The sequence below is a fragment of the Micromonospora sp. WMMD961 genome (assembly GCF_029626145.1).
In the GTDB taxonomy this organism is placed as follows: Bacteria; Actinomycetota; Actinomycetes; order Mycobacteriales; family Micromonosporaceae; genus Micromonospora.
In genome coordinates, this window is the sequence record NZ_JARUBJ010000002.1 from 2,839,505 (window position 1) to 2,857,697 (window position 18,193).

Consider the following 18,193-nt stretch of genomic DNA (forward strand, 5'->3'; position numbering starts at 1 on the left):
CCCGTACGCCATGAGCTACCGCAACGATCCGTACGACCCGAAGCAGGTCGCCCTGCTCGACCCCGCCGCCCTGGCCGAGGCCGTCTCGGACGCCACGAAGGCGTTCGAGTCCGCTGCCGACCCGGACGCGTTGACCGCGCTGCGCTCGGTGCACCTCGGTGACCGGTCCCCGGTCTCGTTGGCCCGCCGGGAGATCGGCGCGTTGCCGCCGGCGGCGAAGTCCGACGCCGGTAAGCGGGTCAACGAGGCCCGCCGGGCGATCGAGACCGCGTACGCCGAGCGCGCCGAGGTGCTGGAGCGCGAGCAGGCCGAGCGGGTGCTGGTCGAGGAACGGGTGGACGTCACAGTGCCCTACGACCGGCGTCCGCGAGGCGCCCGCCACCCCCTGAGCGTCCTGATGGAGTCGATCAGCGACCTGTTCGTCGGGATGGGCTACGAGGTGGCCGAGGGTCCCGAGGTCGACCTGGAGTGGGTCAACTTCGACGCGTTGAACATCCCGGCCGACCACCCGGCGCGCGGTTTGATGGACACCTTCCACATCGCACCGGAGGGCTCCGGCCTGGTGCTGCGAACGCACACCTCGACGGTGCAGACCCGCACCATGCTCAGCCGTAAGCCGCCGATCTACGTGATCGTGCCCGGCCGCGTCTACCGGACCGACGAGATCGACGCCACGCACAGCCCGGTGTTCCACCAGGCCGAGGGTCTGGTGGTCGACAAGGGCATCACCATGGCGCACCTGCGGGGCACGCTCGACCACTTCGCCCGGGCGATGTTCGGGCCGGAGGCGAGGACCCGGTGGCGGCCGCACTACTTCCCGTTCACCGAGCCGTCGGCGGAGTTCGACGTGTGGTTCCCGGAGCACCGCGACGGCCCGCAGTGGGTCGAGTGGGGTGGCTGCGGCATGGTCAACCCGCGGGTGCTGCGCGCCTGTGGTGTCGACCCGGAGGTCTACTCCGGATTCGCGTTCGGCATGGGCATCGACCGGACCCTGATGATCCGGCACGGGGTCAGCGACATCCGCCATCTCTTCGAGGGCGACGTGCGGTTCAGCCGCGCGCTCGGGACCGGGGCGTAGGCGATGCGGGTACGAGACACGGGAACGGTGGTCTGAAGTCATGCGAGTTTCTGTCAGTTGGCTGCGGGAGTACGTCGACCTCCCGGCCGACCTGCCCACCGGTGACCTGGAGCAGGCCCTGGTCGACCTCGGTATCGAGGTCGAGTCCGTGGTGGACCTGGCCGAGTCGGTCACCGGTCAGCTCGTCGTCGGTGAGGTACGCGAGATCGAGGAGCTCACCGGGTTCAAGAAGCCGATCCGGTTCTGCCGGGTCGACGTGGGTGCCGCGAACGGCACCGGGGAGCCGCAGGAGATCGTCTGCGGGGCGCGCAACTTCGCCCCCGGTGACCGGGTGGTGGTGATCCTGCCCGGTGGTGTGCTGCCCGGTGGCTTCGCGATCGGCGCCCGCAAGACGTACGGGCACAACTCGGCGGGCATGATCTGCTCGGCGAAGGAGCTGGGCCTGGGCGACGACCACTCCGGCATCATCGTGCTGGGACCGGACGTGACGGCCAAGCCGGGCGACGACGCACGCCCGGTGGTCGGCCTCGACGACGTCGTGTTCGACCTGGAGATCACCCCCGACCGGGGGTACGCGCTGAGCCTGCGCGGTCTGGCCCGGGAGCTGTCGCACGCGTTCGACGTGCCGCTTCGTGACCCGGCTCTGGTGCCCGCTCCGGGCGGCACCGAGACGCCCGCGTACCCGGTGGAGGTCCGGGACACGGTCGGCTGCGACCGGTTCACCGCCCGCCTGGTCCGGGGCGTCGACCCGAGCGCGCCCACGCCGTCCTGGATGGCGCAGCGGCTCGTCACCGCCGGCATCCGCAGCATCTCGCTGCCCGTCGACATCACCAACTACGTGATGCTGGAGCTGGGCCAGCCGATGCACGCGTTCGACGCCGACCGGATCGTCGGGCCGCTGGTGGTCCGCCGCGCCGAGGCGGGGGAGAAGCTGACCACGCTGGACGGGGTCAGCCGGGTGCTCACCCCCGACGACATGGTCATCTGCGACGCTGGGCTGGACAGCGCCCTCGGGGGCGAGGGCGACGGCGTCCCGATCTCACTCGCCGCGGTGATGGGCGGCGAGACCAGCGAGGTCGTCGCCGGCACCACGAACGTGCTCTTCGAGGCGGCGCACTGGGACCCGGCGATGGTCGGGCGTACCGCCCGGCGGCACAAGCTGTTCAGCGAGGCCGCGAAGCGTTGGGAGCGGGGCGTCGACCCGGCCGTGGCGCTGGTCGCGCTGGAGCGTGCCGTGCGGCTGCTCACCGAGCACGGCGGAGGCACGCCGAGCGCGGAGATCCTGGACATCGACCACGTCCGTCCGCGTACCCCGATCACCCTGCCGGCGGACCTGCCGACCCGGCGGGTCGGAGTCGAGTACCCGCCGGCGCGGGTGGTGGCCCTGCTGGAGCGGGTCGGCTGCACCGTCGCGCAGGGCGCGGACCGGTTGTCCGAGGACCCGGGCGCGGTCGGCGTGGCCAGCGGAGTCGGGACGACGCTGAGCGTCACCCCGCCGACCTGGCGGCCCGACCTGACCGACCCGGCCGACCTGGTCGAGGAGGTGGTCCGCCTCGACGGGTACGACAAGGTGCCGTCGGTGCTGCCGACCGCGCCTCCCGGTCGCGGTCTGACCCCGCGACAGCGTCGCCGCCGGGCCGTCGCCGGGTCGCTGGCCGAGCGGGGGTACGTGGAGGTGCTCGCGCACCCGTTCGTGTCGCCGGAGTTGGCCGACCAGCTCGGCCTGCCGGCCGACGACCCGCGCCGCCCCGCGGTGCGGCTGGCCAACCCGCTGTCCGAGGAGGAGCCGCTGCTGCGCACCACGCTGCTCGGCCCGCTGCTCGGCATCCTCAAGCGCAACCTCGGTCGGGGTCACCGCGACCTCGCCCTCTACGAGATCGGCGCGGTCTTCCACCCGCGCGTCGGCGCCGGCAGCCCGCCGGCGATGGGCGTGGATCGCCGCCCCACCGACGAGGAGTTCGCGGCCGCCGACGCGGTGGTCCCGGCGCAGCCGGTGCACGTCGCGGCGGTGCTGTCCGGCGACATCGACCCGGCTGGCTGGTGGGGTCCGGGTCGACCGGCCGGCTGGGCGGACGCCATCGAGGCGGCCCGGGACGTGCTGGGCGCCGCCGGGATCCCGGACGAGCGGGTCGAGGTGCGAGCGGCCGAGTACGCGCCGTGGCACCCGGGCCGCTGCGCCGAGCTGCTGGTCGACGGCACTGTCGTCGGGCACGCCGGTGAGCTGCACCCGGTGGTCGTCGGGGCGCTGGAGCTGCCGCGTCGTACCTGCGCGATGGAGCTGAACCTCGACGCGCTGCCGCCGACCCCGGTGACGCCCGCGCCCACGGTGTCCGGCTTTCCGCCGGCGCTGATCGACGTGGCCCTGGTGGTGGACGACTCGGTGCCGGCCGAGCAGGTGCGCCGGGCGCTGGAGGCGGGCGCCGGTGAGCTGCTGGAGGACGTGCGGCTGTTCGACGTCTACTCCGGAGCGCAGCTCGGCGAGGGCCGCCGGTCGCTGGCGTACAAGCTGACCTTCCGGGCGCCGGACCGGACGCTGACGGTCGAGGAGGCGGTCGCGGCGCGGGACGCGGCGGTCGCCGTCGCGGCAGAACGCCTCGGCGCGACCCTGCGCGGCGCCTGACCGGACCGGCCCGTCCCCGGCCTCAGTCAGATCGATCATGGAGTTGTGGTGCCTGGTTTGGTGATATTTGGGGGACTCTGTCACCCGCCACAACTCCATGATCGACGGGCGGTGCGGACCCTCCCGCAGCGCCAATCAAGCGAGCTATTCATTAGCATGCAGTAGACTGCATGAACTTGCACTCGTGAGTCGTCCTTGTTAATCTTCGCTGCATAGTCATGCGGAGGTGAGTATGGGGATCCGAGTCGCGGTTGCCGGTGCGAGCGGCTACGCCGGGGGTGAGTTGCTGCGCCTGGTCGCCGGGCACCCGGAGTTCGACCTGGTCGCCGCCACCGCACACAGCCAGGCCGGGCACCGCGTCGACGCGGTGCACCCCCAGCTCACCGGCCTCGACCTGGTGCTCGGCACGACCGACCCCGCCACGCTGGCCGACGCTGACCTGGTCTTCCTGGCCCTGCCGCACGGTGAGTCGGCGGCCCTCGCCGCGCAGATGCCGGCGGAGGTGCGCGTCGTCGACCTCGGTGCCGACCACCGGCTGACCGACCCGTACGCCTGGGCGCAGTACTACGGCGGCACGCACGCCGGGCAGTGGACCTACGGCCTGCCCGAGTTGCCCGGCCAGCGGGAGTTGATTGCCGGCTCGACCCGGGTGGCGAACACCGGCTGCTACGCCGCAGCGATCACCCTGGCGCTCGCGCCGCTGATCGCCGACGGTGCGGCCGACCCGGCCGACGTGGTGGTGGTCGCCGCCTCCGGCACCTCCGGCGCCGGCCGCGCGGCCAAGGCGCACCTGCTGGCCAGCGAGGTGATGGGCGACCTGTCGCCGTACCGGGTCGGCACCCACCAGCACGTACCGGAGATCAAGCAGGCCACCGGCGCGACCGGGCTGTCGTTCACCCCGGTCCTGGCGCCGATGCCGCGCGGCATCCTGGCCACCGTCACGGCGGTGCCGGCGCGCGGCGTCGACCCGCAGGAGGTGCTGGCGCGGGCGTACGCGGACGCGCCGTTCGTGCACGTGCTGCCGGAGGGCCGCTGGCCGCACACCGCGGCCACGCTGGGCTCCAACTCGTGTCACCTGCAGGCCACCGTCGACGTCGACTCGGGTCGGCTGATCGTGCTCAGCGCACTCGACAACTTGGGCAAGGGCGCGGCCGGTCAGGCGGTGCAGAACGCCAATCTCATGCTCGGCCTGCCGGAGACGACGGGCCTGTCGATCTGGGGGACCGCACCGTGAGTGTCACCACCCCTCGGGGGTTCCGGGCGGCCGGGGTGGCCGCCGGCCTGAAGACCAGCGGCGGCGCGGACGTCGCACTGGTGGTCAACGACGGCCCGGACGCCGGTGTCGCCGGTGTCTTCACCACCAACCGGGTCAAGGCCGCGCCGGTGCTCTGGAGCCACCAGGTCGTGCAGGGTGGTGTGGTCCGCGCGGTGGTGCTCAACTCCGGCGGCGCCAACGCCTGCACCGGTCCGGGCGGTTTCCAGGACACCCATGCCACCGCCGAGCACACCGCCGCCACGCTGACCTCGGTGAGCCCACGGCTGATCCTCGGTGCCGGTGAGGTAGCGGTCTGCTCGACGGGCCTGATCGGTGAGCGGCTGCCGATGCCGAAGCTGCTGTCCGGCGTCCGGTCGGCTATCAAGAGCTTGTCCCGCGACGGTGGCGCGGCCGCCGCCGAGGCCATCATGACGACGGACACCCGGCCGAAGACCACAGTGGCCCGGGGCAGCGGTTGGACGGTCGGCGGCATGGCCAAGGGCTCCGGGATGCTCGCTCCCGGGATGGCGACCATGCTCTGCGTGCTCACCACCGATGCGGTGGCCGGGCCGTCGACCCTGGACGAGGCGCTGCGCGCGTCCACCCGGGTCACCTTCGACCGGGTCGACTCCGACGGCTGCATGTCCACCAACGACACCGTGTTGCTGCTGGCCAGCGGTGCGAGCGGCATCGAGCCGACACCGGCCGAGCTGACCGCCGCGGTCACCGCCGCCTGTCACGACCTGGCCCAGCAGTTGGTGTCCGACGCCGAGGGCGCGACCAAGGAGGTCGCCATCGATGTGGTGAACGCCGCCGACGAGGACGACGCGGTCGAGGTGGGCCGTACGGTGGCCCGCAACAACCTGGTCAAGACCGCGCTGTTCGGCAACGACCCCAACTGGGGCCGGATCCTCGCCGCCGTCGGCACGACCGCCGCCGCGTTCGACCCGGACGAGGTGGACGTGGCGGTCAACGGCGTGTGGGTGTGCCGGCGTGGCGCCGGGGCCGAGGACCGCTCGAAGGTCGACCTGACCGGGCGGAGCGTGACCATCCGGATCGACCTGCACGCGGGTACGTCGGCGGCGACGATCTGGACCAACGACCTGTCCCACGCGTACGTCCACGAGAACTCGGCGTACTCGACGTGAGCGCGAGGAACGCAGCGAAGCGGAGTCCCGCAGTCGCGAACGAAAGGCCGGCGCGATGAGCCTCAGCACTGATCTCGCCCGGGCCCAGGTCAAGGCGGAGACGCTGATCGAGGCGTTGCCCTGGTTGGCGCGTTTCTCCGGTTCCACGGTCGTGGTCAAGTACGGCGGCAACGCGATGACCGATCCCGAGTTGCAGCGGGCGTTCGCGGCCGACATGGTCTTTCTGCGCTACGCCGGTCTGAAGCCCGTGGTGGTGCACGGCGGGGGTCCGCAGATCTCCGCCATGCTGGGTCGGCTCGGCATCGCCAGTGAGTTCCGGGGTGGCCTGCGGGTGACGACCGCCGAGGCGATGGACGTGGTCCGGATGGTGCTGGTCGGGCAGGTGGGCCGCGAACTGGTCGGTCTGATCAACTCGCACGGCCCGTACGCCGTCGGTCTCTCCGGCGAGGACGCCCGGTTGTTCACCGCGGTGCGCCGCCCGGCGTACGTGGACGGGTTGCCGGTCGACGTGGGTCAGGTCGGGGACGTCGAGTCGGTCGACGTGTCCGCGGTGACCGACCTCATCGAGGCCGGCCGGATCCCGGTGATCTCCACGGTGGCGCCGGACGCGGACGGGGTGCTGCACAACCTCAACGCGGACACCGCCGCGGCCGCGCTGGCGATCGCGTTGCAGGCCCGCAAGCTGGTCGTGCTCACCGACGTCGCCGGCCTGTACGCGGACTGGCCGGACACCACCAGCCTGGTCTCCGAGATCGCCGCGGACGACCTGGCCAAGCTGCTGCCCAGCCTGGAGTCGGGCATGGTGCCGAAGATGGAGGCCTGCCTGCGGGCGGTGCGTGGGGGAGTGCCCGCCGCGCACGTCGTCGACGGTCGGGTGGCGCACTCCACGTTGCTTGAGGTGTTCACCTCGGAAGGGTTCGGAACGATGGTGGTGCCGGGAGACGGGATGGTCGCGCCGTGAGCACGTTGGGGCAGCGCTGGAAGCAGTCCATGATGGACAACTACGGCACGCCGCCGCTGGCGCTGGTCTCCGGCGCCGGTGCCGTCGTGGTCGACGACGCCGGCCGGGAATATCTGGACCTGGTCGGTGGCATCGCGGTCAACGCCCTCGGTCACGCCCACCCGGCGGTGGTGGCGGCGGTGTCGAAGCAGGTGGCGACCCTCGGGCACGTGTCCAACCTCTACGTCGCCGAGCCGCCGGTCGCGCTGGCCGAGTTGCTGTTGGCGCTCGCCGGCCGACCTGGCCGGGTGTTCTTCGCCAACTCGGGCGCGGAGGCGAACGAGGCGGCGTTCAAACTCTCCCGGCGCACCGGCCGCACCCACGTGGTGGCCACCCGGGGCGGCTTCCACGGTCGCACCATGGGGGCCCTCGCGTTGACCGGCCAGCCGGCCAAGGCCGACCCGTTCCGGCCGCTGCCCGGCGAGGTGACCCACGTCGACTACGGCGACGTGGCCGCCCTGGAGGAGGCCGTCTCCGACGCCACCGCCATGGTGATCCTGGAGCCGATCCAGGGCGAGAACGGTGTGGTCGTCCCGCCGGCCGGCTATCTCGCCGCGGCACGGCGGATCACCGCCCGGCACGGGGCGTTGCTGGTCCTCGACGAGGTGCAGACCGGCATCGGTCGTACCGGGCACTGGTTCGCGCACCAGGCCGAGGGTGTGGAGCCGGACGTCGTCACCCTGGCCAAGGGTCTGGGCGGCGGGTTGCCCATCGGCGCCACGCTGGCCTTCGGCCCGGCCGCCGACCTGCTCACCCCCGGCTCGCACGGCACCACTTTCGGCGGCAACCCGGTCAGCTGCGCGGCGGCGCTCGCCGTGGTGGCGACCATCGCCAACGAAGGGCTGCTGGACAACGTCAAGCGGGTCGGTGAGCGGCTGCGCCGGGGCATCGAGGCGCTGGACCACCCACTGGTCGCCGGCGTACGCGGCACCGGGTTGCTGCTCGGCGTGGCGCTCACCGCGCCGGTGGCGTCGGTGCTCGCCGACGCTCTGCGGGAGGCCGGTTTCCTGGTGAACGCGGTGCAGCCGGGAGTGCTCCGGCTGGCCCCGCCACTGATTCTCACCGCAGCCCAGGCGGACGCCTTCGTCGCCGCACTGCCCGCCGCCCTGGACGCGACCACCCCGGCCGCCGCCGGAACCGACACAGATCTTGGAGGGAAAGCGCCCCTCCAGGGGCCGAAATCTTCCAAGATCTCGACGCCGACCACCACCACCACGACGGGGACGACCGTATGACCCGGCACTTCCTGCGCGACGACGACCTCTCGCCCGCCGAGCAGTCCACGGTCCTCGACCTGGCGGCGCGGATGAAGGCGGACCGGTTCGGCCACCGGCCGCTGGTCGGCCCCCGCTCGGTGGCGGTGCTGTTCGACAAGCAGAGCCTGCGGACCAGGATCTCGTTCGACGCCGGGATCGCCGAGTTGGGCGGGCACCCCCTCGTCGTGGACACGCAGGTCACCCACTTCGGCCGGGGCGAGTCCCTCTCCGACGCGGGGCGCGTGCTGTCGCGCTACGTCGCGGCCATCGTGCTGCGCACCCACGGCGACGACCGGATCGCCGAGGTGGCGGCGGGGGCCAGCGTGCCGGTGGTCAACGCGCTGACCGACGGTTTCCACCCGTGCCAACTGCTGGCCGACCTGCTCACCATCCGGGAGAGGTGTGGCGGCACGGCCGGTCGCACTCTGACGTACGTGGGGGACGGTGCGAACAACATGGCGCAGTCGTACCTGCTGGCCGGCGCGACGGCCGGGATGCACGTCCGGGTCGCCGGCCCGGTCGGGTTCGCGCCCGACCCGGCCGTGGTGGACCGGGCGGCCCGGATCGCCGCCGGGACCGGCGGATCGGTTCGGGTGTTGACCGACCCGACCCAGGCGGTACGCGACGCCGACGTGCTCGCCACCGACACCTGGACCTCGATGGGTCAGGAGTCCGACGGGCTGGACCGGATCACGCCCTTCCTCCCGTACCAGGTCAACAAGGAGCTGCTCGGTCAGGCCGCGCCGGACGCGATCGTGCTGCACTGCCTGCCGGCACACCGCGGCGAGGAGATCACCGACGAGGTGCTCGACGGCCCGCAGAGCGCGGTCTTCGACCAGGCAGAGAACCGGCTGCACGCCCAGAAGGCACTGCTGACGTTCCTGCTGGGAACCGCGACGGGGGACGCCGCGACTGGGGACACCACCACCGGTGACACCACCGCCGGCGACACCACCGCAGGCGGACCCCGATGACCGCCCCGCTGACCCGCGCGGCCCGGCACGCCCGGATCGTGGAGCTGATCCGCGACAAGGCCATCCGGTCGCAGACCGAGCTGGCCGACCTGCTCGCCGCCGACGGTGTGGGCGTCACCCAGGCCACCCTCTCGCGGGACCTCGAAGAGCTGGGCGCGGTCAAGGTGCGCGGCGGCGACGGCCCGGCCGTCTACCTCATCCCCGAGGACGGCAAACGACCGCTGCGCGACGCCGAGGCCGCGCCGGCCCGGCTGATGCGGCTGCTGCACGAGCTGCTCAACGGCGTCGACTCCAGCGGCAACATCGCCGTGTTGCGTACCCCGCCGGGCGCAGCCCAGTACCTGGCCAGCGCGTTGGACCGGGCGGGCCTGCCCGAGATCGTCGGCACCATCGCCGGCGACGACACCATCCTCGTCGTGGCCCGCGAGGCCGTCGGTGGGGCCGCGCTCGGCGAAAAGCTCGCCGGCTGGGCCCGACGGGACGACAACGTCGAAGGGAACGCCACGTCATGAGTGAACGGGTCGTCCTCGCGTACTCCGGAGGGCTGGACACGTCCGTCGCCATTCCGTACCTGGCCGAGCAGACCGGTGCCGAGGTGATCGCGGTCGCGGTCGACGTCGGTCAGGGCGGGGAGGACCTCGGCGCGATCCGGCAGCGTGCCCTGGACTGTGGCGCCGTCGAGTCGGAGGTGGTCGACGCGCGGGACGAGTTCGCCGCCGGGTACTGCCTGCCGGCCATCCGGGCCAACGCCCTCTACATGGACCGCTACCCGCTGGTGTCGGCGCTGTCCCGGCCGTTGATCGTGAAGCACCTGGTGGCGGCGGCGCGGGCGCACGGCGGCACGATCGTGTCGCACGGCTGCACCGGCAAGGGCAACGACCAGGTCCGGTTCGAGGTGGGCCTGAACGCGCTCGCCCCCGACCTGAAGATCATCGCGCCGGCTCGGGACTTCGCGTGGAGCCGGGACAAGGCGATCGCCTTCGCCGAGGAGCGAGGGCTGCCGATCGACGTGTCGGCGAGGTCGCCGTACTCCATCGACCAGAACCTCTGGGGTCGCGCGGTGGAGACCGGCTTCCTGGAGGACATCTGGAACGCCCCGGTCGAGGACCTCTACTCGTACACTGCCGATCCGGCGCAGGACCGCGACGCCGACGAGGTCGTGATCACCTTCGACGCCGGCGTACCGGTGGCGGTCGACGGTGAGACGGTCACCCCGTACCAGGCGATCCTTGAGCTCAACCGGCGTGCCGGCGCCCACGGCGTCGGCCGGCTCGACATGGTCGAGGACCGCCTGGTGGGCATCAAGAGCCGTGAGGTGTACGAGGCGCCCGGCGCGATCGCGTTGATCACCGCCCACCAGGAGTTGGAGGCGGTGACAGTGGAGCGGGACCTGGCCCGCTTCAAGAAGAGCGTCGACCAACGGTGGGGCGAACTCGTCTACGACGGCCTGTGGTTCTCGCCGTTGAAGGACTCGTTGGACGCGTTCATCGACGACGCGCAACGACACGTCAGCGGCGAGGTCCGGATGACCCTGCACGGCGGCCGGGCCACTGTCACCGGCCGGCGCTCCGAGGCGAGCCTCTACGACTTTCAGATGGCCACCTACGACACCGGCGACACCTTCGACCAGTCCCTGGCCAAGGGTTTCGTGCAGCTGTGGGGGCTGCCGAGCCGGCTGGCCGCCGCCCGGGACGCCCGGCTGGGCGGTGGCGCGCAGTGAGACGTGCGAGCGCGAGCGCAGCGCGAGCGCAGCGAGTAGGCCCCGCAGTCGCGACCGAAAGGCAAGCAGAGCAATGATGGGCGACGTGGACGACAAGAGCCTGACCGAGAACAGCGCCGCCACCAACCGGACGAGTCTGTGGGGTGGCCGGTTCGCCGGCGGTCCCGCCGAGGCGCTCGCCCGACTGTCGGTGAGCGTGCAGTTCGACTGGCGCCTGGCCCCGTACGACATCGCCGGCTCCCGGGCGCACGCCCGGGTCCTCGCCGGCGCCGGCCTGCTCGACCCGGAGGAGCTGGGTCGGATCCTGGCCGCGTTGGACGACCTGGAGGCCGCCTGCGCCTCCGGGGCGTTCCGCCCCACCATCGACGACGAGGACGTGCACACGGCGCTGGAGCGCGGTCTGCTGGAGCGCCTCGGCAGCCTCGGCGGCAAGCTGCGGGCCGGCCGGTCCCGCAACGACCAGGTCGCCACCGACCTGCGGCTGTACCTGCGTGACCACGCCCGGGGCGTGGCCAGCCGCCTCGTCGAGCTGGCCGAGGCGTTGGTCGAGCAGGCCGAGCGGCACATCGACACCGCCGCGCCCGGCATGACCCACCTCCAGCACGCCCAGCCGGTCACCTTCGGGCACTGGCTGCTCGCCCACGTGCAGCCGCTGTTGCGGGACCTGGAGCGGCTACGCGACTGGGACCACCGGGCGGCCGTCAGCCCGCTCGGCGCGGGTGCCCTCGCCGGTTCCGGGCTGCCCCTGGACCCGGTGGCCGTGGCCAAGGAGCTGGGCTTCCGTACGTCGTTCGCCAACTCCATGGACGCGGTCGCCGACCGGGACTTCGTCGCCGAGTTCCTCTTCACCACCGCCATGATCGGGGTGCACCTGTCCCGACTCGGCGAGGAGGTGGTGCTCTGGACGTCGCACGAGTTCGGCTGGGTGGAGCTGGACGACTCGTTCGCCACCGGTTCGTCGATCATGCCGCAGAAGAAGAACGCGGACATCGCCGAGCTGGCGCGCGGCAAGTCCGGGCGGCTGATCGGTGGCCTGGTCACCGTCCTCACCATGCTCAAGGGCCTGCCGATGACGTACGACCGGGACATGCAGGAGGACAAGGAGCCGGCCTTCGACGCGGTCGACACCCTGGAGCTGCTGCTGCCGGCCCTGGCGGGAATGATCTCCACGATGTCGGTCCGGGTGGACCGTCTCGTCGCCGCCGCCCCGGTCGGGTTCTCCCTGGCCACCGAGGTTGCCGACTGGCTGGTCCGGCGCAACGTGCCGTTCCGCGACGCGCACGAGATCACCGGCCGGTTGGTGGCGCTCTGCGCGGCCCGGGAATGCGAGCTGGAGGACGTCTCCGACGACGACCTGGCCGCGATCAGCGGGCACCTCGACCCGTCGGTGCGCGACGTGCTCTCGGTCCGCTCGGCCCTCGCGGCCCGCACCACCCCCGGCTCCACCGGCCCCGGCCCGGTCGCCGACCAGCTCGCCGCCGCCGCCGACCGGTTGACCGGCTGGCGGGAGTGGGCCACCGAGTCGGTCGTTCCGCGCTGACCCCGCTGCGGCGTCGGCGCGTTCCGCCGGCGCCGCGGCCGGTTCAGACCGTCGGGCGCTCCCGCTTCGGGAGCTTGGCAACCACCATCTCGTACGACCCGTCGACCGCCTCGGTCAACTCCTCGGCGTCGATCCCGCCGTCCAGGCGCAGCGTGTTCCACCCGGAGCGGCCGATGTAGGCCATCACCCGGGCGTCGTGGGGGTGCCGGTGCAGCCACTCGTCGGCCATCTCCCGGGTCGGCCCGCACTTGACGCCGACCGTCGGCTCACCCGCACCGTTGCCGAGGAACGCGAAGATCCGGCTGCCGACCTTCACCACCTCGTCGCCCTCCCACGGCCGGTCCAGCCATGCCCCCGGCTTGGCCAGGCAGTACGCCAGCATCTCCGCGCGCTCCATGGGTGCCTCCTCGTCCTGCGCACAGTGTGCCCCCGCCCGACCGCCGCCGCAGGGGACCTGGCCGGCTGATCTCACCGTGGCGTCGGCGCATGCCGTCGGCGCCACGGCGGTTCAGGCCGTCGCTCCCGGACGAGCACCGGCCGCCCCGCCACCGCAGTGGGGCAGCGGGGCGGCGATCCGTCAGGTGGGCCAGTTCCTCACCGCCTGTCCGACCTCAGGGTCGATCTCGTCGAGCATCGCGAGAACGTCCGGTCGGGTCAGCTCCGGGCCCCGTGACACCTCACACAGGCGCTGGAAGGCTGCCGGCCCATGTCTGTCCCACAGCCGCCGGGCCACGATGATCAGTCCGAGTTGGAACCAGATGTAGTTGGCCACCCCGTCGAGCCCGTGGCCGTCTGCCGGCTCGCGGATGCGGGCAAGCTCGCGTATCGGCCACCGCATGGGTGTCGACCAGCAGGCCGTAGCCGCGTCGAGGATCGGCAGCATCTCCGTCTCGGCTTCCGAGAGGTAACCGACCATGCCGACGTTCGCGATCAACTCCCGGAGCCAGAGGTTGCCCGGGTCATGCCAGCCCGCGAAGTCGTGCGAGAGATGGCTCATCTCGTGGGCCACGAACAGGTCGTTCAGCGGGGCGAGATCGATCGGGTCGCCGAAGCGGGCATTCAACTGCCCCGTGGTCTGCTGCGGCAGCTCCGGGATGACGTTGTCCAGGAATGCGTCCCACATGGGAGGGAGCTCCTGGTTGATCACCATTCGGTCGCGGGACACGTGCACCACGCCGTAGATCGGGAAGATGGCGACCTTCGCCCAGTCCCGCGGACCGACCACGAAGAGCGGCGGTGTCGGCGGGGCGCCGACCGTCTCGGACAACCAGGAAGCCACCTGTTGGGCGCGCTGCGCGACGAGTACACCCCGCTCGGCCCCGCCCGGACTGACATGGACGGGGAACGGGAATCCGCTGACCTCGTGCAGTCCGCTGAGGTCCGGAGCGGGCCGCTCAGGCCGCTGCGGCGGTGTCTCGCCGGCTTTCGTGCTCATGTCCTACCAATCGTCAGGGCGCTCGGGGTCGGTGGACGGCTCACGAGCGCGATGCCGTCACGAGGGTGGTCGCCGGCCGCCAGATCCAGTTCCGGCGGTCGTAGAGCCGGGTGAATCCGGCCCTGGCCATGTTGTTCAGTGACGGGTTCGTACCCTCGACCTCGGGCTTGCCGACCTCGCTGACGAGCCAACGGCAACCGGCTGCCGCCGCGTGTTCGGCTCGGGCGGCGATCAGGGCCGACTGCACGCCACGGCGGCGGTGGCTCTCCCGGGTCGCTCCGGAGTTGAGGTGGGCCGACTTCCCGTGCAGGAAGAGGTTGGCCACGCCGACCATCTGGTCACCGTCCCACGCGGCGAACGCCTGGAAGCCGTCGGTCCGGGCCACGGCGGCAAACACCTCGATCAGGTGCTGGTCGGGCACGCCGAAGAACTCCCAGAGCCGCGCCGCCCACTCGTCGGTCTCCTGCGCACCGACCAGCCCGACGCGCAGATCCGTGCCGGCGGGCTTGACGTCGCCCACCTCCGCCGCGAATCGGACCAGCTCGCCGCCCGGTTCGAGGCCGTGGCCGGCACGTATGTCGGCCCATTCGCTCGGCAGGAGTTCCGGGGCGATCTGGATGTGGGCCATCGGGCTGCCGTGCGTCCGGTGGAAGTCGAGCACCTCGCTGATCACCTTGTCGGTAACCGATTCGGTGACACCGAGCCCCAGGGACTTGTTGAAGATGCCACCCGTCGGGTCGTTGCGAACGGAGACCGTTGTTCCGCCGCCGATCCGGCCGGTGGTGATGCCGAGCGCTCGGCGGGTCGGCTCGGGTACGGCGGCGTCCAGTCGGTAGTTCACCTCCGCCTCGACGAGCTCGGCGATCTTGGTCAGGTCAGCTGGTGACATGCTGTGCTCCGGTCAAGGGTTGGACTCACTGGCACGAGGGTTCGTCGAATCCACCGGGCGGCGGCACGGGAGCGGGTCGGCGTCCCAGTGGGATCGGGACAACGGGCCGGGCGGCAGACCGGGCCCGGTGTGCGGGCGGCGTGGCGGTAGGGACCAGGGTCGGCCCACGGCGCGGCTCACGGGCGGGTGAGGCCCCTGATGAGATCCGCCGCCCGTTCGGCCACGGCCAGCACGGTCGCATGCGTGTTGGCCGCCGGGATGGAGGGCATGACGGACGCGTCGGCGATACGCAGCCCGGTGACTCCCCTGACCCGCAACTCCTCGTCGACCACCGAGGTCGGGTCCGACCCCATCCGGCAGGAGCCGACCGGGTGCCAGTAGACGACGAGGCTCTCCTGGATGTACTGGCGCAGGGTCGCGTCATCGTTGATCGGTCCTGGGACCACCTCCTCGCCTCGCCACGGGGCGAGCGCGGGTGCCGCACCGATCTGACGGGCCGCGCGCAGTCCCCCGATCATGGCGTCGAGGTCACGGGGGTCGGCGTAGCAGTTGGGGTCGAGCAGCAGGGGCGCCTCCGGGGCGGCGCCGGAGAGGCGGATCGTGCCGCGGCTGCGTGGGTTCATCAGCGAGACGAGGAAGGAGTATCCGTGGCCGTATTCGACCTGCGGAGCCAGCGGCGACAGCGGCGCCTCGCTGAGGATGAGCTGCACGTCGGGCACGGCCAGGGCGGGGTCGCTGCGCAGGCGTACACCCACCTCGGCGTGGTTTCCGGCACTGCCGGGTACCTCTCGCGATGAGGTGTAGGTGACGGTGGTGGTGGGGTGGTCGTGGTAGTTCGCGCCGACCTCGGGCGCGTCCACCAGCACGTCGACACCGACCTCGCGCAGATGCTCCTCGGGGCCGATCCCGGAGAGCATCAGGAGCTGTGCCGAGCCGGTCGTGCCCGCCGTCAACACCACCTCACCGGAGCACTGCGCCGACTTCGTTTCGCCCGCGACGGTGTAGTCGACGCCGACGCACCGGTTACCGTCGAAGACAAGCCGGTGGACCACTGCGTCCGTCACCACGTGGAGGTTCGGCCGGTGCAGGACCGGCCGGAGGTAGGCGTCGGCGGCGGTCTGGCGTACGCCGTCGACGATGTTGAGGTCGAACAGGCCGACTCCGTCTTCCAGCCCATTGGAGAAGTCGACGGCACGCGGGTGTCCCGCCTCCACGGCTGCCTCTCCTGCCGCCGCCATCAGCGGGTGCACGGAAGCCGCAGGAGCTACCTGCATCGGGCCCTCCTGGCCGCGGATGGCCGCGTTCCTGTCCCGCGTCCGCTCGGTGCGCTGGAAGTACGGCAGCAGGTCGTCGTAGCCCCAGCCGTCCGCGCCCGCCTTCGACCAGGCGTCGTAGCTCGACCGGTGGGCGCGGAGGAAGATCATGCCGTTGATGGCCGAGGAGCCGCCGAGCCCGCGCCCCCGTGGCTGCAGGAGCGTCGCGCCGGTCTGCGCGTGCGGCACCGAAACGTCTCCCCAGTTGGCGGGCGAGTTCATGAGGGCGGGCCACGCCGCCGGTACGGCGCTCAGGGCCGGCAATTCCCTGCTCCCGGCCTCCAGGAGCAGTACCCGTACGGAGAGGCGTACGGACAGCCGTGCCGCGATCACCGATCCGGCTGAGCCGCCGCCCACCACGATGTAGTCATAACCAGGCATGATGAATCCTCTTTCAGGTGCAAGGGTGTTGGCTGTCCGCGGCGCCGGTCGGGTCGGCGCGTTCGGCTAGCGGATGCCGGCAGTGATGCTCTGGGCGGGAACCGCGCGGGCGGGTAGCCGGAGCGCCGGGTTCGACACCGGACCCTGTGGGCCCGCGGACCTGCCCCCGACGTCCCCTCCCGAGCCGTCAGCGCTCCGGGCGGCCCGGAGGAACAGGATCCAGAAGCCGGCCGCGGCGACCACACCGACGGCGGCGCAGAGGGACCAGAGGGCGTATCCGCCCCGGTGGTCCAGCACCAGTCCGCCCAGAAGTGGCGCCAGGACCGACGCCACGGAGCCGCTCAGGCTGTAGACGCCCTGATAGCGGCCTCGGGTCTGCGTGTGCGCCAGTTCGCCCACGGCGGCCGACGACGCGGGGGCGTACAGGATCTCGCCCAGGGTCCAGATCACCACGCACAGCGCGGAGAAGATCAACGAGGTGCCGGCGAGGCCGGTCAGGCCGAATCCCGCACCGAGCAGGACCGCGCTGAGCGTCAGCACCGGAGCCAGGCCGAGTTTGCGCCCCTTCACCAGGGCGGTGACGGGGATCTGCAGCAGGATGATGACCACGCCGTTCAATGCGATGATCAACCCGTACGCCTGGGTGCTGATCCCGCGGCCGGCCATGTCGACCGGCAGGATGCTCCACCCCTGGTACATCATCAGCCACACGCCGAGGGCGAGCAGGCAGAACGTCATGAACCGGGAGTCTCGGAACACCTGCCGAGAGCTGATGGGCGCCTCGGTGCCCGAGGAGGCGGTGTCGGCACGCTCGGGCCGGGTCTCCGGCAACCGGACCCACATGACCACGGCGCAGATCAAGGTCGTGGCGGCATCGCCGAGGAAGATCCAGAGATAACCCTCGTGTACGAGATAACCGGCAACCACGGCGGAGAAACCGAAGCCGATGTTGACGGCCCAGTAGTTGACCGAGAAGGCACGAACGCGGTCCTTCTGCGGGACCATGTCCACGATCATCGCCTGTACCGCGGGCCGCGACGCGCTCACACCGAGCCCCATGAAGAACACCAGCACGGCGATAGTCGCCCCGTTCGGGGTGAAGCCCATGATCGCGGTCGACACGGCGGCGAGGAGTTGGGCGCCGGCCATCGTCGGGCGCCGGCCGATTCGGTCGGTCAGCTCACCGCCGATCAAGGATCCTGCGACGGATCCGATGCCGAAGGTCGCCAGCACGAGCCCGGCGGTCGTGGCCGAGTACCCGAGTTCGGTGGTCAGGTAGATCCCGAGAAGCGGATAGACGAAGGTGGCCATCCGGTTCACCAGGGTCGCGCTCCACAGCACCCAGAATCCGCTGGGAAAGCCGGTCATGCTGCGGTAGAGCGAGCGAGACATCCTCATGGGCGGGTTTTCTCCAGGGCTCAGGAGTCGGAGGTCGGGGCGGGCGCTATCGATGATCACGGCCGGCAACGGGCGCGGCATCGGGAGAAATCCCGGCGTTTGACCGGCTCCGGGACCTGAATCGCGGGCGGCAGCCGCCACAGCTCGGACGAAATTCCTAGAACGTGGCCTGCGAGCGGTTCGCGA

The 18,193-nt window shown here is 71.7% G+C and carries 15 protein-coding genes; 10 read left to right on the top strand and 5 right to left on the bottom strand.

The genetic code is table 11. The features are described from left to right. Nucleotides 1–10 precede the first annotated feature (10 nt). From pheS to argH, 10 genes are all read left to right on the top strand, one after another. Nucleotides 11–1,078: a phenylalanine--tRNA ligase subunit alpha gene (gene pheS / locus O7614_RS13435; protein ID WP_278138780.1), complete on the top strand. Its 1,068-nt coding sequence runs from the start codon at nucleotides 11–13 to the stop codon at nucleotides 1,076–1,078. A 40-nt stretch (nucleotides 1,079–1,118) separates the two neighbouring features. Then, on the top strand, nucleotides 1,119–3,698 hold the full coding sequence (gene pheT / locus O7614_RS13440) for a phenylalanine--tRNA ligase subunit beta (RefSeq protein ID WP_278138781.1): 2,580 nt from the start codon (nucleotides 1,119–1,121) through the stop codon (nucleotides 3,696–3,698). A 232-nt stretch (nucleotides 3,699–3,930) separates the two neighbouring features. Then, nucleotides 3,931–4,932: an N-acetyl-gamma-glutamyl-phosphate reductase gene (gene argC / locus O7614_RS13445; RefSeq protein WP_278138782.1), complete on the top strand. Its 1,002-nt coding sequence runs from the start codon at nucleotides 3,931–3,933 to the stop codon at nucleotides 4,930–4,932. Next, nucleotides 4,929–6,101, top strand: coding sequence for a bifunctional glutamate N-acetyltransferase/amino-acid acetyltransferase ArgJ (gene argJ, locus O7614_RS13450; RefSeq protein WP_278138783.1), 1,173 nt, complete (start codon nucleotides 4,929–4,931; stop codon nucleotides 6,099–6,101). Before argC ends, argJ begins: the two co-directional genes overlap by 4 nt. A gap of 55 nt (nucleotides 6,102–6,156) precedes the next feature. Then, entirely contained in the window at nucleotides 6,157–7,062 is a 906-nt protein-coding gene (gene argB / locus O7614_RS13455; protein WP_278138784.1) for an acetylglutamate kinase, read from the top strand. Then, complete coding sequence (locus O7614_RS13460; RefSeq protein WP_278138785.1) at nucleotides 7,059–8,336, top strand: acetylornithine transaminase; 1,278 nt, start codon at nucleotides 7,059–7,061, stop codon at nucleotides 8,334–8,336. The genes argB and O7614_RS13460 overlap by 4 nt, the downstream gene beginning before the upstream one ends. After that, nucleotides 8,333–9,331 (top strand): ornithine carbamoyltransferase, encoded by a 999-nt coding sequence (argF, locus tag O7614_RS13465; RefSeq protein WP_278138786.1) that lies wholly within the window; start codon nucleotides 8,333–8,335, stop codon nucleotides 9,329–9,331. Before O7614_RS13460 ends, argF begins: the two co-directional genes overlap by 4 nt. Next, nucleotides 9,328–9,843, top strand: a complete 516-nt coding sequence (locus tag O7614_RS13470; RefSeq protein ID WP_278138787.1) for an arginine repressor — start codon at nucleotides 9,328–9,330, stop codon at nucleotides 9,841–9,843. Before argF ends, O7614_RS13470 begins: the two co-directional genes overlap by 4 nt. Continuing rightward, nucleotides 9,840–11,051 carry an argininosuccinate synthase gene (locus O7614_RS13475; protein ID WP_278138788.1) on the top strand — a complete coding sequence of 404 codons (1,212 nt, stop codon included), beginning with the start codon at nucleotides 9,840–9,842 and terminating at the stop codon, nucleotides 11,049–11,051. Before O7614_RS13470 ends, O7614_RS13475 begins: the two co-directional genes overlap by 4 nt. Nucleotides 11,052–11,127: 76 nt before the next feature. Beyond that, a complete protein-coding gene (gene argH, locus O7614_RS13480; RefSeq protein ID WP_278138789.1) occupies nucleotides 11,128–12,591 on the top strand; it encodes an argininosuccinate lyase in 1,464 nt (487 codons plus the stop codon). Nucleotides 12,592–12,634: 43 nt separating this feature from the next. Here argH and O7614_RS13485 read toward each other — a convergent pair whose 3' ends face one another. From O7614_RS13485 to O7614_RS13505, 5 genes are all read right to left on the bottom strand, one after another. After that, nucleotides 12,635–12,988: an MmcQ/YjbR family DNA-binding protein gene (locus O7614_RS13485; protein WP_278138790.1), complete on the bottom strand. Its 354-nt coding sequence runs from the start codon at nucleotides 12,986–12,988 to the stop codon at nucleotides 12,635–12,637. Nucleotides 12,989–13,168: 180 nt separating this feature from the next. Further along, nucleotides 13,169–14,026 (bottom strand): hypothetical protein, encoded by an 858-nt coding sequence (locus tag O7614_RS13490; protein ID WP_278138791.1) that lies wholly within the window; start codon nucleotides 14,024–14,026, stop codon nucleotides 13,169–13,171. A gap of 40 nt (nucleotides 14,027–14,066) precedes the next feature. After that, complete coding sequence (locus tag O7614_RS13495; RefSeq protein WP_278138792.1) at nucleotides 14,067–14,915, bottom strand: GNAT family N-acetyltransferase; 849 nt, start codon at nucleotides 14,913–14,915, stop codon at nucleotides 14,067–14,069. A gap of 176 nt (nucleotides 14,916–15,091) precedes the next feature. Then, nucleotides 15,092–16,609: a GMC family oxidoreductase N-terminal domain-containing protein gene (locus O7614_RS13500; protein WP_278138793.1), complete on the bottom strand. Its 1,518-nt coding sequence runs from the start codon at nucleotides 16,607–16,609 to the stop codon at nucleotides 15,092–15,094. 66 nt (nucleotides 16,610–16,675) lie between these two features. Next, entirely contained in the window at nucleotides 16,676–18,007 is a 1,332-nt protein-coding gene (locus O7614_RS13505; protein WP_278138794.1) for an MFS transporter, read from the bottom strand. Nucleotides 18,008–18,193 lie beyond the last annotated feature (186 nt).